This window comes from Faecalibacter bovis, from assembly GCF_017948305.1.
Lineage (GTDB): Bacteria > Bacteroidota > Bacteroidia > Flavobacteriales > Weeksellaceae > Empedobacter > Empedobacter bovis.
Genome location: NZ_CP072842.1, coordinates 1,871,994 through 1,889,322 on the forward strand (window position 1 = coordinate 1,871,994; position 17,329 = coordinate 1,889,322).

A 17,329-nucleotide genomic window follows, 5' to 3' on the forward strand; every position below is an offset into this window, starting at 1 on the left:
GCTAATAGATATGTTAGAAATGAAAGTCCCTTCACCAGGGGAGTCTATCACGGAAGTAGAAATCGCTACTTGGTTAGTTAAAGATGGTGATTACGTAGAGAAAGATCAAGCAATTGCTGAAGTTGATTCAGATAAAGCAACATTAGAATTACCAGCTGAGGAAGCAGGTATTATCTACTTAAAAGCTGAGGAAGGTGACGTTGTAGAGGTAGGACAAGTTGTTTGTCACATCGATACTGCTGCTGCTAAACCAGAAGGTGCTGCTGCACCAGCTGCTGAAGCTCCAAAAGCTGAAGTTAAAGAAGAAGTTAAAGAAGAAGTTAAAGCTGCTCCAGCTCCTGCTGCACCAGCTGCTCCGGCTCCAACTTACGCTACAGGAACTCCATCTCCAGCTGCTAAGAAAGTTTTAGATGAAAAAGGAATTAGCGCTGCTCAAGTTGCTGGTACAGGTCGTGACGGTCGTATCACTAAAGAAGATGCAGTTCGTCATACTCCAGCTATGGGACAAGCTCCAGTTTCTGGTTCTCGTGCTTCTTCTGAGAAAAAATTATCTTCTTTACGTCGTAAAATCGCTGAGCGTTTAGTTTCTGTTAAGAATGAAACTGCTATGTTAACTACTTTCAACGAAGTTGACATGTCTGCTATCTTTGCTTTACGTAACGAATACAAAGACGAATTTAAAGCGAAACACGGTGTTGGATTAGGATTTATGTCTTTCTTCACTAAAGCTGTTACTCGTGCATTAGAGTTATTCCCAGACGTTAACTCTATGATCGATGGTGATTACCAAGTTAAATTCGACTACTCTGATATTTCAGTTGCTGTATCAGGACCAAAAGGTTTAATGGTACCAGTAGTTCGTAATGCTGAGAACTTAACTTTCCGTGGTGTTGAACAATCTATTAAAGATTTAGCAATCAAAGTACGTGATGGTAAAATTACAGTTGATGAAATGACAGGAGGTACATTTACAATCACTAATGGTGGTGTATTTGGATCGATGATGTCTACTCCAATCATCAACCCACCTCAATCAGGTATTTTAGGAATGCACAATATCGTTGAGCGTCCAATCGCTAAAAACGGTCAAGTTGTTATCGCTCCTATGATGTACATCGCTTTATCTTACGATCACCGTATCATTGACGGACGTGAATCTGTTGGATTCTTAGTTGCAGTTAAAGAAGGTATCGAAGATCCATTAAATGTTTTAATGGGAGGTGATGCTCGTAAAGCATTAGAATTATAATTTGAAGTAAAAAATTATAACTATCCATAAATTAAAAGCCGTTCGTAAGAACGGCTTTTTTGTTTTTAGTCATTATATTAGTTGAGTTAATCAATTTGAAATTAAAATGAATAAGATATATCAATTAATACTATTACTAACTTTTGCTGCGATACCTTCTAAAGCGCAATTAAAAATTGATAAAAAATCGATAGAAAAAACAATTAAAGAGAAGGAGGATAAAGGACAAAATAAATTTATTAAAATTGAAATTTTATCTGCAAACGAAAAGATCACTGTTGTTAATGATTCAGTATTTTTTACACGAGAAATTAAAAACTTAGACACGAATCAGAGTTATTTTTATGATAGTAAATTTGATTCGAAAGAATTAGAAAATATTGATATTTTAAATGATGAAGGACTTAAATTAGATAAAGCGCCTTATAAAGTTATAACGTTTTTAAGCGATAAATCAATACAAGAAAAGGAATATCAATCCAATCATCAATTGGACGAATTATTTAAGCGTGTAAGAATAAAAACGAATGATGATTTTGAATATTTTCTTGATTTTCTTCCGTCTGGAAATTACACTTATAATATTTTCATTAATCAGCCTATAAAAGTGAAATCAGATTTTTTTACACAGTTAGAAAAATTAATGAATGGCGAAGATATTTATCTAAAAAAAGGAACGCTAAATCAACCAAAAATAGTTTTAAATCAAAAGCAAATCACTTTTGCTGAAGCGAATCAATTAAATGCGAATCAAGTTAAATCCATTACAATTTACAAAGATGAAAAAGCATTAGTTTTATATGGATCTTCTGCAAAGGATGGAATTGTAGTTATTGAATTGAAATAAATTCCTGGCACAAAAACAAGAAAGCTAAAGGAGATAAAAAAATAGAATGATATATATTTCACCGATAAATTTTTCCATTTTAGATTCTCTAACCCATTTTTCTCTCAATTTTAAGTATTTTCCTTTATAGTTTTTCTTTAAAAAGTATTGAATAACAATAAAGCCAATAAAATATAGAATTATATCTATTGGTATGTTGGATTCAATTTTAATTAAATCAGATAAAATAAGAATAAAAGGAATAGAATATAAAGATAAAATAAATGATAGAGTTAATCTGGCAGTAAAAGCATCAACACCATCTCTTTTAAAATGTCTTTTAGCAGTGCGATAAAAGGTGTAATCGAAAATATTTCTCATGATTTAATTTCAAAACTAAAATAATAAAAAAGCGACTTGAAAATCAAGTCGCTTTTTTATATAAATATAATCTTAAATTATCTTGCTAAAGCAAATTTAGATTTAATTTCTTGCATAATATCTTCTTTTGTACGTCCTAAATAAGACCCAACTTCAACAATTGGATATAATTGATCATAAGACATTACACGCGTATTGTCAACACGTAAATTGACGTGTGTACGATTAAAATCTCGGTGTGATTTAACACCAGTAGCCGAAATTAATTCAGATAAAATATGCATAGTTTTCTTGTGGAAATTGTACATACGTGTAGCTTTATCTTGTACATCTAATCCTTTCATTAAATCGCGGTCTTGTGTAGCAACGCCAACCGGACATGTATTTGTGTTACATTGTAAAGCTTGGATACAACCAACGGCCATCATCATTGCACGAGCAGAGTAAACTAAATCTGCACCAATTGCCATAACACGAGCAATGTGGAAAGAAGAAATAATTTTTCCAGAAGCAATAACACGAATATCTTTCTTTAAATCGTAACCTCTTAAAGTATCAACAGCGAAAGCTAATCCATCTAATAAAGGCATACCTAAAGAGTTCGAGAATTCTACTGGAGCAGCTCCAGTTCCACCTTCACCACCATCAATTGCGATGAAATCTGGTTTAATACCAGTTTTGATGATTGCTTCACAAATTTCTACGAATTCTTCTTTAATACCAATACAAATCTTGAAACCAACTGGTTTACCACCTGATAAATCTCTTAATTGTTTGATGAAATGTAACATTCCTTCGGCATCAGAGAAAGCAGAGTGTGATGGAGGAGAATCTACTGTTGTGTAAGGTTCTACTGCACGAATTGCTGCAATTTCTGGTGTGTTTTTATTTGCTGGTAAAATTCCTCCATGACCAGGTTTTGCCCCTTGAGAAATTTTTAATTCAATCATTTTTACATTTGGTAATGTAGCACGTTCTACATATTTATCAGGATCAAATCCTCCATCGCTTGCACGACATCCAAAATATCCAGTACCAATTTGCCAAATTAAATCTCCACCTGGTTCTAAGTGATAAGGAGAAATTCCTCCTTCACCTGTGTTGTGAGCGAAGTTTCCTAATTTAGCACCTTTGTTCATTGCTAAAACAGCATTTTCACTTAATGATCCAAATGACATAGCCGAAATGTTTAATAAACTTGCTAAATAAGGTTGTTTACATTCATCTCCACCAATTTTTACACGAGGATCATCAGCGTGTTTAATTTTTCCTGCATACATCGAGTGGTTTAACCATTCGTATCCAGATTCGTATACATCTAGTTGTGTACCAAAAGGAACAGTATCAATAACGTTTTTTGCACGTCTGTATACCATAGAACGCATTAAACGATCAATAGGTTTACCTTCAGTATCTGTTTCTACGAAATATTGCATGATTTCTGGTCGAATACTTTCTAACATGTAACGGAAATTTCCGATAACAGGATAGTTACGACGTATTGCGTGTTTTTTTTGAGTCATATCATAGATTCCGATGATAATTAAGGGAGCTACAATAATTAATGACCAAAGTATACCAGTCCAGAATAAAGAAATTCCTAAAATAGCTAGAACAAGTACTATAGAAATAATTACAAAACCTTGTCTGACTTTCATAAGTGTTTACTTAAATATAAATAATAGTTCAAATTAAAGTTCAAATATATCTAAAAAATGGTATTCAGAATTATGAAATTCTCATTTTTTATAAAAATAACTGATTAATATGGTTGATTTAATGCATTTGATTTTGAATATTTGCTAATCAATTGTTGTATTTTGGAAATTATATTAAAAGGATAATCTTAGTTATTAAATTATTTATAAGATTTTAGTTTATTTTTTGATGCTACTTTTCTTTATAAACTCTTGTCAAATCAAGAATTTTGATTGGACTCATCTGAAAACCTTTAACTTTTTTATTCAAAAAAACAGCTGTTTGATCGTAGAATAAAGGTAGAATAGGAGATGATTTCATCATTAATGCATCCATTTCTGCGTAAATTTTAGCTCGTTCATCCATATTGTTTAATAAATAGGATTGTTCGTACAATTTATCGAACGCTTCATTTTTATAGTGTGAGTAATTTGGACCTTCTGGTGCAAAGTTTTTAGAGTAATATAAGGATAAGAAATTTTCAGCATCTGGATAATCAGCTCCCCAATTTGCACGGAATAAAGCGAATTTTCCTGTCGATTTTCCATCTCGCATCGTCGGACCTGGAACAACATTTACTTGAATTGGTAAACCAAGTTTGGCCATTTCTGCTGAAATGTATTCGCAAATGTCTACATATTCTTGTACTGTTGTTAATTCTATTGGTTTTATTGTTTTGTTTTCTTTTTTATAGCTATTGATTAATTCACGCGCTTTTTGTGGGTTATAGTTATAACCAGATTTTGCTGAATAGCCTGGTAAACCTTTAGGAATGAATCCACCATCAGCTGGGAAAGCCATTCCTTTCATCATATATTTAATGATCTTATTTTTATCAACTCCATAATTTAAAGCTTCGCGTAATTTGGGATCAATAGCATTTGGATGATCTAAATAAAAACATAAATAAACTGTGCTTAAATAAGGAGCTTTTAAAAGCGTAATATTTTCGCGGTATTTTTCACTTAACTCACCTAATGGATTTAAAATTTCATCTTTATAAGATGGATCTAAATCTGCCATCATATCAATATTACCTTTAATTAATTCTAAAAATTCAGAATTTTTCTCTGGTAAAAATGTGATGTTAACTGCTTCCAGATAGGGTAAACGTGTCCCTTTTTCATCAAATTCGAAATATAAAGGATTTTTGCGTAAAACCATTTTTACATTGTCTTCCCAAATTTTGAACTGAAATGGACCTGTTCCAATAGGATGTTTTAAGAACTCATCATTTCCATTCTTAAATAATTCATGCGGTACAACAGATGCGTATTTCATCGATATTAAACCTAAAAATGGAGGAAATGCTTCTTTTAAATTAATCTGAAGTATAGTATCATTTAAAGCTTTATAATCTACAATATTGTTCATAATCCATCCACCAGATCCGCCAGCTTTTGGATCATTTAATCGATCAAAAGAATAAACAAAATCTTCAGCAACTACATTTCTTGTAGAATCTTTACCGAAAATCGGATGTTTATGAAAAAAAATATTGTTGTTTAAAGTAAAAGTATAGGTTTTACCATCTTCAGAAATTGTCCAACTTTTCGCAATATCAGGCTCGATTTCTAAATTGTTATTTATTTTAACTAAGCTATTATACATCAAGTTACAAGCCCAGTTATTTGCCTGTGTTCTTGCATTAATAGGATCTAATGAAGAGATATTATCGTATCTATTTAGTTTAAATACTTTAGAAGAATCTATTTCAGATTGTTTATGACAACTAAAAAAACAAATTGTTATTAAAATGTAACCTAAGTGTTTAATCATGGTTAATGTTAAATTTTTTATAGTTCAAAACTATGCATTATTTATTGCAAATGTATAAATTTGCAGTTATGATTAATCAAACAAAAACAGTTGCATTCCATACGTTAGGATGTAAATTAAATTTTTCTGAAACATCTACGATTGCAAGAAACTTAAAAGATCATGGATATCAGAAGGTTGAATTTACAGATCCAGCGAATGTGTATGTAATTAATACATGTTCGGTAACAGCAAATGCAGATAGAGAATGTAGAACGATTGTAAAGAATGCATTAAAAGCAAATCCAGATGGATTTGTAGTTGTTGTTGGTTGTTATGCACAATTAAAACCTGAAGAAATCGCACAAATGGAAGGTGTTGATTTAGTTTTGGGTGCAGCAGAAAAATTTAATGTTGCTCAATACTTAGAGAACTTAAATAAACAAGAAGAAGCTATTATCCATTCTTGTGAAATTGAAGAAGCAGATTTTTATGTAGGATCTTACTCTATCGGAGATCGTACACGTGCTTTTTTAAAGGTGCAAGATGGTTGTGATTATAAATGTACTTACTGTACAATACCATTAGCTCGTGGAATTTCTCGTTCTGATACTATGGAAAATGTGTTGAAAAATGCTAGAGAAATTGCTGAAAAAGGGATAAAGGAAATTGTATTGACTGGTGTAAATATTGGTGATTACGGTAAAGGCGAATTCGGGAATAAAAAACACGAACATACCTTCTTAGAATTAGTTCAGGAATTGGATAAAGTGGAAAATATTGATCGTATTCGTATTTCATCGATTGAACCAAATTTATTGAAAAATGAAACAATTGATTTTGTTTCAAAAAGTGAAAGATTTGTTCCTCACTTTCATATCCCCTTACAATCTGGTAGCGACGATATACTAAAAAAGATGAAACGTCGTTATTTATCTAATTTATACGAAGATCGTGTAGCTAAAATTAGAGAAGTATTACCAAACGCTTGTATTGGGGTTGATGTAATTGTCGGTTTCCCTGGAGAAACAGAAGAGTTATTTTTAGAAACATATAATTTTTTAAATAAATTACCGATTAGTTATTTACACGTATTTACATATTCTGAACGTGATAATACAGAAGCAATCGATTTTGAAGGTGTTGTAGAACCAGCAGAACGTAAACGTCGCAATAAAATGTTACGCATTTTATCTGAGAAAAAACGCCAGGCTTTCTATCAAACTCAATTAGGATCTACGCAGAAAGTATTATGGGAACATGATAATAAAGAAGGAAAAATGTTTGGTTTCACTGAAAACTATGTCAAAGTGCAAACAGATTTTGATTTATCATTAGTTAATCAAACGCAATATGTAGAACTTGTACGTATTAATCACAATGGTAACGTAGAAATAAAAGTTAAAGAACCTATTTTATCATAAACTCTATTAAAACTTATACATGAAGACATTAAAAGTTAAGTTTTTACTTGTAATAGCAAGTATTTTCTTATCATTACCCGCTTTAGCTCAATTACAATTAGGAGCTAAAATTGGAGCTGGATTATCAAATTATAAAAATATTAATCCAGATTCACAATCACGTATTGCTATTCAAGGTGGTTTCTTAGCTAAATACCAGTTAGAAATGGGATACTACAGAAATTTCCGTAACTATATTCAGGCGGAGTTATTGTATAGTACAATTGGTGAGGAAAACGGACCTTATAAAGTAAATGTAAATTACTTAACAATTCCGGTGATGTATCAACACTATTTATCTGATACGGATAATGATTTCTTCATTGAGTTTGGTCCACAAGTTCAGTTTGTAATTAACGATGTGGTTGATCAATACCCTTCGCCAAATCCAAATATGCCTTGGTTGGGATCGGATAATAATGTTTTAAACAAGTTCGATATAGCAATTAATGGAGGTGTTGGATACTCTTATCAACGTAGACTTGAGTTAAATTTAAGATATAGCTGGGGATTAGTTGATTCATGGGATTTTAAATACAGAGACAATGATTTTAATAGAACATCATTAATTTCATTATCACTAACATATTTATTAGATTTCAATCCACGTTATTACTAAATAATAAATTAAACCTGATTTTTTTAAAATCAGGTTTTTTTATTTAGAAAAAGGATATTAAATTTAAGATGATTTAGAAAACAATTTAACATGAAAAATATCTCATTATTTGTAGCATTATTTAGTTTTATTTTATTAGCAAGTTGTAACGCAGTTAACGTTGCAACGGATTATGATAGAACGGCTAACTTCAATACTTATAAAACCTATTCATATCATCAAAAAGGAATTGATAAATTAAGTATTAATGATTTAGATAAAAACAGAATCATATCTTCTATTGATAAAGAAATGGCAACCAAAGGTTTTACGAAAGTTACTAGTGGTGCCGATTTGGTTGTTAATATATTAGCAAGTTCAACTCAAGAAGTACGTGTTGATAATGATATTTACGGATATGGATATTGGGGTGGTTATCCATCAGTTTCTGATTATACAGCTGGTAAAATCATCATTGATATCATAGATGATAAAAAGAATATTTTAGTTTGGCAAGGTGTAGGATCTGATTTAAATATTTCCAACATTTCTGCTAAAAATGATAAAATTCCACAAGCAATTAATGAAATCTTATCAAAATTTCCTCCTTTAGCAAAATAATTTTTTAATATAAAAAGCTTAACTATTTGAAACCCTTTTGTAAAAAGGGTTTTTTTATGGATTTTATTTCTATTTTTATATAAACAATTATAAACTTACTTATGAAAAAATTACAATCTAAACTCCTTAGTTTGGCTTTTTTATCTATTTCTTCAATTGCATTTTCACAATTTCAATTTGGTGTAAAAGCTGGTGCTGGATTAAGTAATACAACAGTAGTACACGGAATTTCAAAAGAAAGAATCGGATTATTAGCAGGTGTTGTAGGTAAATATCAGCTATCTTCTAATACAGAAGATCATTATTTACAAGCCGAAGTTTTATATACAAATCAAGGTGAATTTTCAGTAGATAGAGCGGGGAATAAATACAAAGCATTTGTAGATTACGTCAATATTCCAATTATGTATAAATTCTATTTTGATGATCAAGGAAGTGATTTCTTTTTAGAAGCAGGGCCACAAGTTGGATTCGTAATTTCTGATAATATTGATCCGCTGGGACCTGAAGCATCAAATAATATTTTAAAGTCCTTTGATTTGGCTGCTAACGTAGGTGTTGGTTATTCTTATCAACGTAAATTTGAACTAAATGTTCGTTACGGAGTGGGATTAATTGATACGTATGGTTACGATAGGTGGGATAACGATTCTAATAGAACATCGTTTTTATCAGCAGCTTTAACGTATTATATCAATTAAAAATCTAAATAAAAAAAAATCCCACATTCGTGGGATTTTTTAATTGTATAATGTTTTAAGCTTCTTTTTTGTTTGAGATTAATGACCAAATTATCGTCGTTAATAATACTCCACCAATTACACTTAAAGAGACAGTTGACTCAAAATGATAGAAAGGCATAATTATCATTTTAATACCAATAAAAGTTAAAATAATAGCCAAACCATAATGTAGTTTATTAAATTTATCCATCGAGTTAGCTAATAGGAAATACAATGATCGTAAACCTAAAATCGCAAAGATATTAGATGAATAAAGAATAAATGGATCATTCGGAGCAATTGCGAAAATAGCAGGGATACTATCTACCGCAAATACTAAATCTGTAATCTCGATTACTGCTAACGCTACAAATAATGGAGTTGCCATCTTAACACCATTTTGTACTGTAAAGAATTTATCTTTATCAAAATTCGGAGAAACTTTATAAAATTTATGAACCAATCTTACACCAAAGTTTTTAGATAAATCTTGATCTTCATCGTCGTTAGACGACCATGATTTAATACCTGCAAAGATTAAGAAAATACCAAAAATTGTCAATACCACATTTGGTCTAAAGTATTCTTTCGCGGCTAAATTAGCATGTTCTGCAGTATCATTATCTAAAATGAATTTAAAATCACCAATTTCAAAAGCTGGTAAATAAGTCATTTTAATTAATTCTACACCTGCGAAAATAAATATTGCTCTAAATGCTAATGCTCCTAAAATTCCCCAGAATAATACTTTGTGTTGATATTCTTTCGGAATTTTGAAAAATCCGAAAACAAGAATAAATACAAATAAATTATCAACAGAAAGAGCTTTTTCAATCCAATACGCAGCCTGGAATTGTGAGAATTTTTCCATTGCAAAAGCGTGTCCATCTGCTTGTTTGAATACAAAATAGATAACACCACTAAAAATCATTGCTAATGAAATCCATACGATACTCCAAGAAAGTGCTTCCTTGTTTGAAACAGCATGAGAATTTTTATTGAAAACACCTAAATCCAATAAAAGCATAATAATTACCGCGACACCAAATCCCGCAATTAACCATGGATGATTTAACATGTTGTCTTGTACAACAGCCAATAATGACATATTTTAAAATTTTAATTAAATTTGAAACTATAATTTCGAATAAAATAATCAAACGAAATAAAACACAAAGTTAAATAAAGATTGATGAAAAAATACTTAATCGCAATAATAACTTCCTTTTCCTTTTTTTCTTCCTCTTATGCGCAAGAATACAATGCGATAAATCTGACAGAATCACCACTATATGTTGATTCTTTACAGATGAAATGGGTAGATGAAAAATATAATTCACTTTCTTTAGACGAAAAAGTGGGGCAATTATTCATCGTTGCAGCATATTCTAATCGAGATGCAGCGCATGAAGAAGAAATTTTAAAATTAATCCAAGAAGAGAAAATCGGAGGATTAATTTTCATGCAAGATCAAGCGGTAAAACAAATTGATCTAACAAACCGTTATCAATCTACTTCAAAGATTCCATTAATTATTGGTGTTGATGGGGAATGGGGTTTAGCGATGCGATTAAAAGGTGTTGAACGTTTCCCGTGGAATATGACTATGGGTGCTTTAGAAAAAGAAGATTTAGTTTATCAAGCCGGAGTGCAAATTGGGAAACAAGCTAACCGAATGGGAATTCATTTTAATTTTGCACCAACTGTAGATGTTAATGTAAATCCAAATAATCCAATTATTGGTAATCGTTCGTATGGATCAGATGCTAAAAATGTCGGGTTAAAAGGTTCAGCATTTATGCGTGGGCAACAATCGATGAAAGTTTTAGCATCTGCAAAACATTTTCCTGGTCATGGCGATACAGATCAAGACTCGCATAAAACTTTACCATTAATTTCGGCAAATAAATCAGATTTAGAAAAATATCACGTTGCTCCATTTCGTGAATTGATTAATAATGGCGTGCAAGCCGTAATGGTTGCGCATTTAAATGTTCCTGCATTAGAACCTGATCCTAAAATTCCTTCAACTTTATCTAAAAAAATTGTCACAGATTATTTAAAAGGCGATTTAAATTTTAAAGGGATTGTGATTACTGATGCATTAAACATGGATGGTGTGGCAAAAATGTTTGCGCCTGGCGATGTTGATTACAAGGCTTTTTTAGCTGGAAATGATATGTTATTGTTTTCTCAAGGAGTAAAAGTAGGTAAGCAAAAGATTATTGCTGCAATTGAAAAAGGTGAAATTTCAGAAAATCGTTTAGCTGAAAGTGTAAAGAAAATTTTAATGGCTAAATATTTAGTTGGATTGAATAATTTTCAACCATTACATGCCAATAATGTTTTTGAAGATTTAAATTCTGAACAAAATTCAGCATTAACATATAAAATTTATGAAGAAGCTACAACTGTAACAAAAAATTCAAATAATGTTTTGCCAATTACAGATGTTACGGCTAAAATAGCTTTCGTTCCGCTGGAACAAACTGATTATAAAATTTTTCATGATCATTTAAAGAAATATGCTGATGTAAAATTGGTTAAAATTGATAATGCTTCACAAATTAATAAGTTAAATGAATTTGATTATGTGATATATGGAGCTTTCTTATCAAATGAAACGGTTTACAAATCTTATAAATTATCAGCTACATCTAAAGCGATTTTAAAATCAACTCCAGCTGATAAGAAATCTATTTTAACCTTATTTACAAGTCCATATGGTTTAAAGGATTTGGATTTAAGTTCGATAGATGGTGTGGTCGTTAACTATCAAAATACAGATCAAACAAAACAAATTGCTCCACAAATTATTTTCGGTGCAATTCCAGCAAAAGGAAAACTTCCAGTTACCGTTAATGAAAAGATCAAATACGGAGATCAAGTAAAAACACAAGCGATTCAACGTTTAGGATTTGATGAACCAGCTAACGTTGGTGTTGAAAAAAAAAATTAAATAAAGTTGATGATTTAGCTCAAGATGCTGTAAATAAAAACTATACACCCGGAATGCAAATTGTGGTTGCAAAGGATGGAAAAGTTATTTATGATAAGGTTTTTGGAACGCAAGACATCAAAAATAAAAATAAACTGGATTGGGATCATTTATACGATGTCGCTTCAGTTACAAAAATTACCGCTTCAATTCCTTTAATTATGAAGGAATTTGAGGTTGGTAAAATGAACTTCGATCAATCGTTGGGTGAATTAGATCCAGATCTAAAAAACACCAATAAAAACAATCTTAAAGTAAAAGAAGTACTAGCTCATCAATCAGGTTTAGCACCATGGATTGGCTTTTACAAAGAAACAGTTAATGTAAAAAATGCTCGTTTATATTTGGATTTCTATTCCAGAAAACAAAACGAAGAACATAGCATAAAAGTAACTGACAATATTTACATACTTTCTTCCATTAAAGATTCTATTTTCGAAGATATTGCCAAATCTCCTTTAGGTAAAAAAACGTATGAATATTCTGATTTAGGATATTATATTTTTCAAAAGAAAATAGAAAAAGATTATCAGAAAAATTACAACAATATTTTACAAGAAAAATTCTATCGCCCTTTGGGAATGTATCGCACAACTTATAATCCAAAAGAAGTTTTTGATCTAGAATTTATTGTTCCAACTGCATACGATAAAACGTACAGAAATCAATTAGTGCATGGATTTGTTCACGATCAAGGTGCGGCTATGATGGGTGGAATTGCAGGTCATGCCGGATTATTTTCTAATGCGATGGACATGGCAAAAATGATGCAAATGTATCTGAACCGTGGTTCGTATGGTGGCGTACAATTTATAAAACCAGAAATAGTAGATCAATTTACAAGTAAACAATATCCAAATTCTAATCGTGGTGCTGGTTTCGACAAAACCTTGGTTAAAACAATAAAAGGTGCATCTGCAGATGCGTATGGACATTTTGGTTTCACAGGAACAATGGTTTGGGTCGATCCTAAATATAATTTAGTTTATGTTTTTTTAAGTAATCGTGTCAATGTTAGCGAGGAAAATAACTTACTTTCTTCAAAAAAAGTGAGAGAAAATATTCTTCAAGCGATTTATGATTCAATTTTACCTTAAATTTGGGATATGAAATCGACTATGAAAATCGGAATTGTTTGTTATCCAACCTATGGTGGTTCTGGAATCGTCGCAACAGAATTAGGTATGGATTTAGCTGAAAAAGGGCATGAAGTTCACTTTTTTAGTACCAATGTTCCCGCTAGATTAAATATTAAGTTACCTAATATATACTTTCATCGTATCCATGTAGAAACATATCCGTTGTTCCAATATCAACCGTATGATTTGGCTTTAAGTACAATTTTGTATGAAAAAGTTTTACAATACAAATTAGATTTGGTACATGTTCATTATGCTATTCCACATGCTTATGCAGCATATTTTACCAAACAAATGTTAGCTCGTAAAGGTTATCATTTACCTATTGTGACTACTTTACATGGTACTGATATTACCTTAGTTGGAAAACATCCTGTTTATAAAACTGCTGTTGAATTTTCTATTAACGAATCGGATGTTGTTACATCAGTTTCTGAAAGTTTAAAACAAGATACGCTTAAAGCGTTCGAGATTACGAATGATATTCAAGTAGTACATAATTTTATTGATAATGATCAATATTTGCCTGAAAAATGTATTTGTTGTCGCAATAATTTTGCTGAACCTACTGAAAAAGTTATTCTTCACACATCAAATCTTCGAAAAGTAAAACGAATTCAAGATGTTATTTCGACATTTAATATCATTCAGAAAACGATTCCATCTAAATTAATTATTGCAGGCGAGGGGCCAGAATGGGAATTAGCTGATCAATTAATTAATGAATACGGAATACAAGATAAAGTGAAAAGCCTTGGTATGGTAAGCGATTTGCAAGATGTATTAAAAGCTGCAGATTTATTTATACTTCCTTCGGAACAAGAAAGTTTCGGCTTGGCTGCTTTAGAGGCAATGGCGGCTAATGTTCCTGTTATATCTTCTAACGCTGGTGGTTTACCAGAAGTTAATATTGATGGTGTTACGGGGTTTGTTTGTCCAGTTGGTGATGTAGAAATGATGGCTGAAAAAGCAATTCATATTCTAGAAAATGATCAAAGATTGCTTCAGTTTAGTACAAATGCTAAAGAACAAGCAATTCGTTTTGATAAGAAGAATATCTTACCTCAATACGAAGATTTATATCGTAAGACTTTAAATTTAAATAAATAATAAAATTCGGGCAGTTGTCCGAATTTTTTATTTTTAATAATTAAATATTGTAGCGGATTCTAATGCTTTAAAATGTTTTTAGTTAATATGACTTATCTTTGTGATTCGTCAATAAAACGCCAAAACTGACAGCTAAAAGCATTGGCATAAGAATTGACTTTAATATAATTGACTAATATTTATAGTTGTTTTAGATACTGTAACTATTGAATTTTAGTTGATAATTAGTGTTGTTAGTGTGTTTAATTTAGATAAATATGCTGACAAAATTGTTTAGAATTATAAATAATTGACAGTTTGTCATTAAATAATAGAATGGAAGACGAAATTGAATTAATTCCCTTAATGAGTAAAGAAGAAGAAGTAAAATTGCAAAAGCAAGATTTACCATCTTCATTACCTGTCTTATCTTTAAGAAATACAGTTCTTTTCCCAGGGGTAGTTGCTCCAATTACAGCAGGGAGAGATAAATCTATAAAATTATTAACAGAAGCATATAAAGGTGATCGTTTAATTGGAGTTTTATCTCAGAAGGATATTGCGATTGAAGATCCTAAACCAGAAGATTTATTCCAATTCGGTACAGTTGCTCGTATCATGCGTTTAATCAAATTACCTGACGGAAATATTACAGTTATTTTACAAGGGATTAGACGATTTAAAATCGAGCAATTTATTGAAGAAACACCTTATTATCGCGCGGATGTTGAAATTTTGACTGAAAAAGTTCCGACAGCTCGTAATAAAGAATATCCGATTATCATTGAATCTATTCGCGATTTAGCTTATCAAATCGTGGAAGAAAATCCTATGTTACCTTCGGAAGCTGCAAATGCGATTCGTAGTATAGAAAGTAAAACTTTCTTAATCAATTTTGTAGCGTCTAATTTAACGTTAACTACAGATGAAAAGCAATTACTTTTAGAGATTTCAGATATTAAACTGAGAGCTTTAGAGGTTATGCGATATATGAATATCGAGCTTCAGAAATTAGAGTTGAAAAATTCAATTCAAAATAAAGTTCGTAAAGAATTAGACCAACAACAAAAAGAATATTTTTTACATCAGCAAATTAAATCTATTCAAGAAGAATTAGGTGGAAATACAACTGAAGAGGAAATAAATGAAATGCGTAAGAAAGCGCAATCTAAGCGTTGGTCTGAAGATACTGCCAATCATTTTGATAAAGAAATTGGACGTTTATCTCGTTTAAATCCTCAAATGCCAGAACATAATATTCAGCGTAATTACCTTGAATTTATGTTGGAATTGCCTTGGAATGAATATACAAAAGATGTTTTTGATTTAAAGAATGCACAAAAAACATTAGATGAAGACCATTATGGTTTAGAAGATGTTAAAGAGCGCATCATCGAACATTTGGCTGTACTGAAATTAAAAGGTGATATGCGTTCGCCAATTTTATGTCTATATGGACCTCCAGGTGTTGGTAAAACATCTTTAGGAAAATCGATTGCTAAAGCAATTGGGCGTAAATATGTTCGTATGTCTTTGGGTGGTTTACACGATGAATCGGAAATTCGTGGTCATCGTAAAACGTACATTGGTGCAATGCCAGGTCGAATTTTACAATCTATTAAGAAAGCTGAATCATCAAATCCTGTTTTTGTTTTAGATGAAATTGATAAGATGACAGCAAGTAATCACGGGGATCCTTCTTCTGCAATGTTAGAAGTTTTAGATCCTGAGCAAAATAATGCTTTCCGTGATAATTTCTTAGAATTAGATTACGATTTATCTAAAGTTTTCTTTGTTGCGACTGCAAATAATATTGGTAATATTCCTGGTCCATTACGCGATCGTATGGAAATGATTAATATTTCTGGTTACACAATTGAAGAAAAGACGGAAATTGTAAAACGTCATTTATTACCAAAGCAATTAAAAGAACATGGTATTGACGAAAAAGCAATTTCGTTAGGTAAAAAAGAAATTGAGTTCTTAATTACAGGTTATACACGTGAATCTGGAGTACGTAATTTGAATCAGAAAGTTGCAAAATTAGTGCGTAACGCGGCTAAGAATATTGCAATGGAAGAGGAGTATAATAAGAAATTTTCTGTAGCTGATATTGAAAAGATTTTAGGTCCTTCTATCACTCCTGAACGTTATGAAAATAATGAAGTTTCTGGTGTTGTCGTTGGATTAGCTTGGACTTCTGTTGGTGGTGATATTTTATTTATCGAATCTTTATTATCTAAAGGAAAAGGTGGTTTATCAATCACAGGTAATTTAGGTAATGTAATGAAGGAATCTGCAACAATTGCATTAGAATATATCAAAGCCCACGCAGATGAATATGGTCTTGAAACTGATGTTTTTGAGAATTATAAAGTTCATATTCACGTGCCAGAAGGAGCAACTCCAAAAGATGGTCCGTCTGCTGGTATTACGATGTTAACCTCTTTAATGTCTTCGTTTACACAACGTAAAGTAAAAGCGAAATTAGCAATGACAGGAGAAATTACTTTACGTGGTAAAGTGTTACCTGTTGGTGGAATTAAAGAAAAAATCTTAGCAGCTAAACGTGCGGATATTAAAGAAATTATTCTTTGTGAAGATAATCGTAAAGATGTAGAAGATATTAAACCAGAATATGTAAAAGGTTTAACTTTCCACTACGTGAAGGAAATGAAAGAAGTTCTTGATATTGCTTTAACAAATCAAAAGGTAAAAGGAGCAAAGAAATTTGAAATAGAAAAGAAAAAATAATCTTCAATAAATAAAAAATCCACTTCATTTTTG

Annotated in this window: 13 protein-coding genes and 1 pseudogene; 10 read left to right on the forward strand and 4 right to left on the reverse strand. The window is 31.2% G+C overall.

Features of this window, described 5'->3' with window-relative positions; translation table 11 throughout:
- Nucleotides 1–4: 4 nt before the first annotated feature.
- Together odhB and J9309_RS08985 are read left to right on the forward strand one after the other, a co-directional pair.
- Nucleotides 5–1,249, forward strand: a complete 1,245-nt coding sequence (gene odhB, locus J9309_RS08980; RefSeq protein ID WP_230477861.1) for a 2-oxoglutarate dehydrogenase complex dihydrolipoyllysine-residue succinyltransferase — start codon at nt 5–7, stop codon at nt 1,247–1,249.
- Nucleotides 1,250–1,355: 106 nt separating this feature from the next.
- Nucleotides 1,356–2,096, forward strand: a complete 741-nt coding sequence (locus J9309_RS08985) for a hypothetical protein (RefSeq protein ID WP_230475552.1) — start codon at nt 1,356–1,358, stop codon at nt 2,094–2,096.
- Between the two features lie 24 nt (nt 2,097–2,120).
- Here the strand turns inward: J9309_RS08985 and J9309_RS08990 are convergent, their stop codons facing one another.
- The 3 genes from J9309_RS08990 to J9309_RS09000 form a co-directional block, all read right to left on the reverse strand.
- Nucleotides 2,121–2,456 carry a hypothetical protein gene (locus tag J9309_RS08990; RefSeq protein WP_230475553.1) on the reverse strand — a complete coding sequence of 112 codons (336 nt, stop codon included), beginning with the start codon at nt 2,454–2,456 and terminating at the stop codon, nt 2,121–2,123.
- Between the two features lie 77 nt (nt 2,457–2,533).
- Complete coding sequence (locus J9309_RS08995; protein WP_230475554.1) at nt 2,534–4,114, reverse strand: FMN-binding glutamate synthase family protein; 1,581 nt, start codon at nt 4,112–4,114, stop codon at nt 2,534–2,536.
- Nucleotides 4,115–4,346: 232 nt separating this feature from the next.
- Entirely contained in the window at nt 4,347–5,933 is a 1,587-nt protein-coding gene (locus J9309_RS09000; RefSeq protein WP_230475555.1) for an ABC transporter substrate-binding protein, read from the reverse strand.
- 68 nt (nt 5,934–6,001) lie between these two features.
- On the opposite strand from J9309_RS09000, the gene mtaB reads away from it, so the two are divergent.
- From mtaB to J9309_RS09020, 4 genes are all read left to right on the forward strand, one after another.
- Nucleotides 6,002–7,336, forward strand: coding sequence for a tRNA (N(6)-L-threonylcarbamoyladenosine(37)-C(2))-methylthiotransferase MtaB (gene mtaB / locus J9309_RS09005; RefSeq protein ID WP_230475556.1), 1,335 nt, complete (start codon nt 6,002–6,004; stop codon nt 7,334–7,336).
- Nucleotides 7,337–7,355: 19 nt separating this feature from the next.
- The gene (locus tag J9309_RS09010) at nt 7,356–7,994 is read left to right on the forward strand and encodes a porin family protein (RefSeq protein ID WP_230475557.1); all 639 of its coding nucleotides are present in this window, start codon (nt 7,356–7,358) and stop codon (nt 7,992–7,994) included.
- Between the two features lie 90 nt (nt 7,995–8,084).
- Complete coding sequence (locus tag J9309_RS09015; RefSeq protein WP_230475558.1) at nt 8,085–8,594, forward strand: DUF4136 domain-containing protein; 510 nt, start codon at nt 8,085–8,087, stop codon at nt 8,592–8,594.
- A gap of 101 nt (nt 8,595–8,695) precedes the next feature.
- A complete protein-coding gene (locus J9309_RS09020) occupies nt 8,696–9,295 on the forward strand; it encodes a porin family protein (RefSeq protein ID WP_230475559.1) in 600 nt (199 codons plus the stop codon).
- A 55-nt stretch (nt 9,296–9,350) separates the two neighbouring features.
- Here the strand turns inward: J9309_RS09020 and J9309_RS09025 are convergent, their stop codons facing one another.
- Entirely contained in the window at nt 9,351–10,424 is a 1,074-nt protein-coding gene (locus J9309_RS09025) for a TerC family protein (protein ID WP_230475560.1), read from the reverse strand.
- Nucleotides 10,425–10,508: 84 nt separating this feature from the next.
- On the opposite strand from J9309_RS09025, the gene J9309_RS09030 reads away from it, so the two are divergent.
- From J9309_RS09030 to lon, 4 genes and pseudogenes are all read left to right on the forward strand, one after another.
- Complete coding sequence (locus J9309_RS09030) at nt 10,509–12,275, forward strand: glycoside hydrolase family 3 protein (RefSeq protein WP_230475561.1); 1,767 nt, start codon at nt 10,509–10,511, stop codon at nt 12,273–12,275.
- Nucleotides 12,276–12,292: 17 nt separating this feature from the next.
- Nucleotides 12,293–13,411 (forward strand): annotated as a pseudogene (locus tag J9309_RS09035) (serine hydrolase domain-containing protein); the annotation flags it as partial.
- 21 nt (nt 13,412–13,432) lie between these two features.
- The gene (gene bshA / locus J9309_RS09040; RefSeq protein WP_230477862.1) at nt 13,433–14,563 is read left to right on the forward strand and encodes an N-acetyl-alpha-D-glucosaminyl L-malate synthase BshA; all 1,131 of its coding nucleotides are present in this window, start codon (nt 13,433–13,435) and stop codon (nt 14,561–14,563) included.
- Between the two features lie 315 nt (nt 14,564–14,878).
- Nucleotides 14,879–17,296 carry an endopeptidase La gene (gene lon, locus J9309_RS09045; RefSeq protein WP_230475563.1) on the forward strand — a complete coding sequence of 806 codons (2,418 nt, stop codon included), beginning with the start codon at nt 14,879–14,881 and terminating at the stop codon, nt 17,294–17,296.
- Nucleotides 17,297–17,329: the final 33 nt, after the last annotated feature.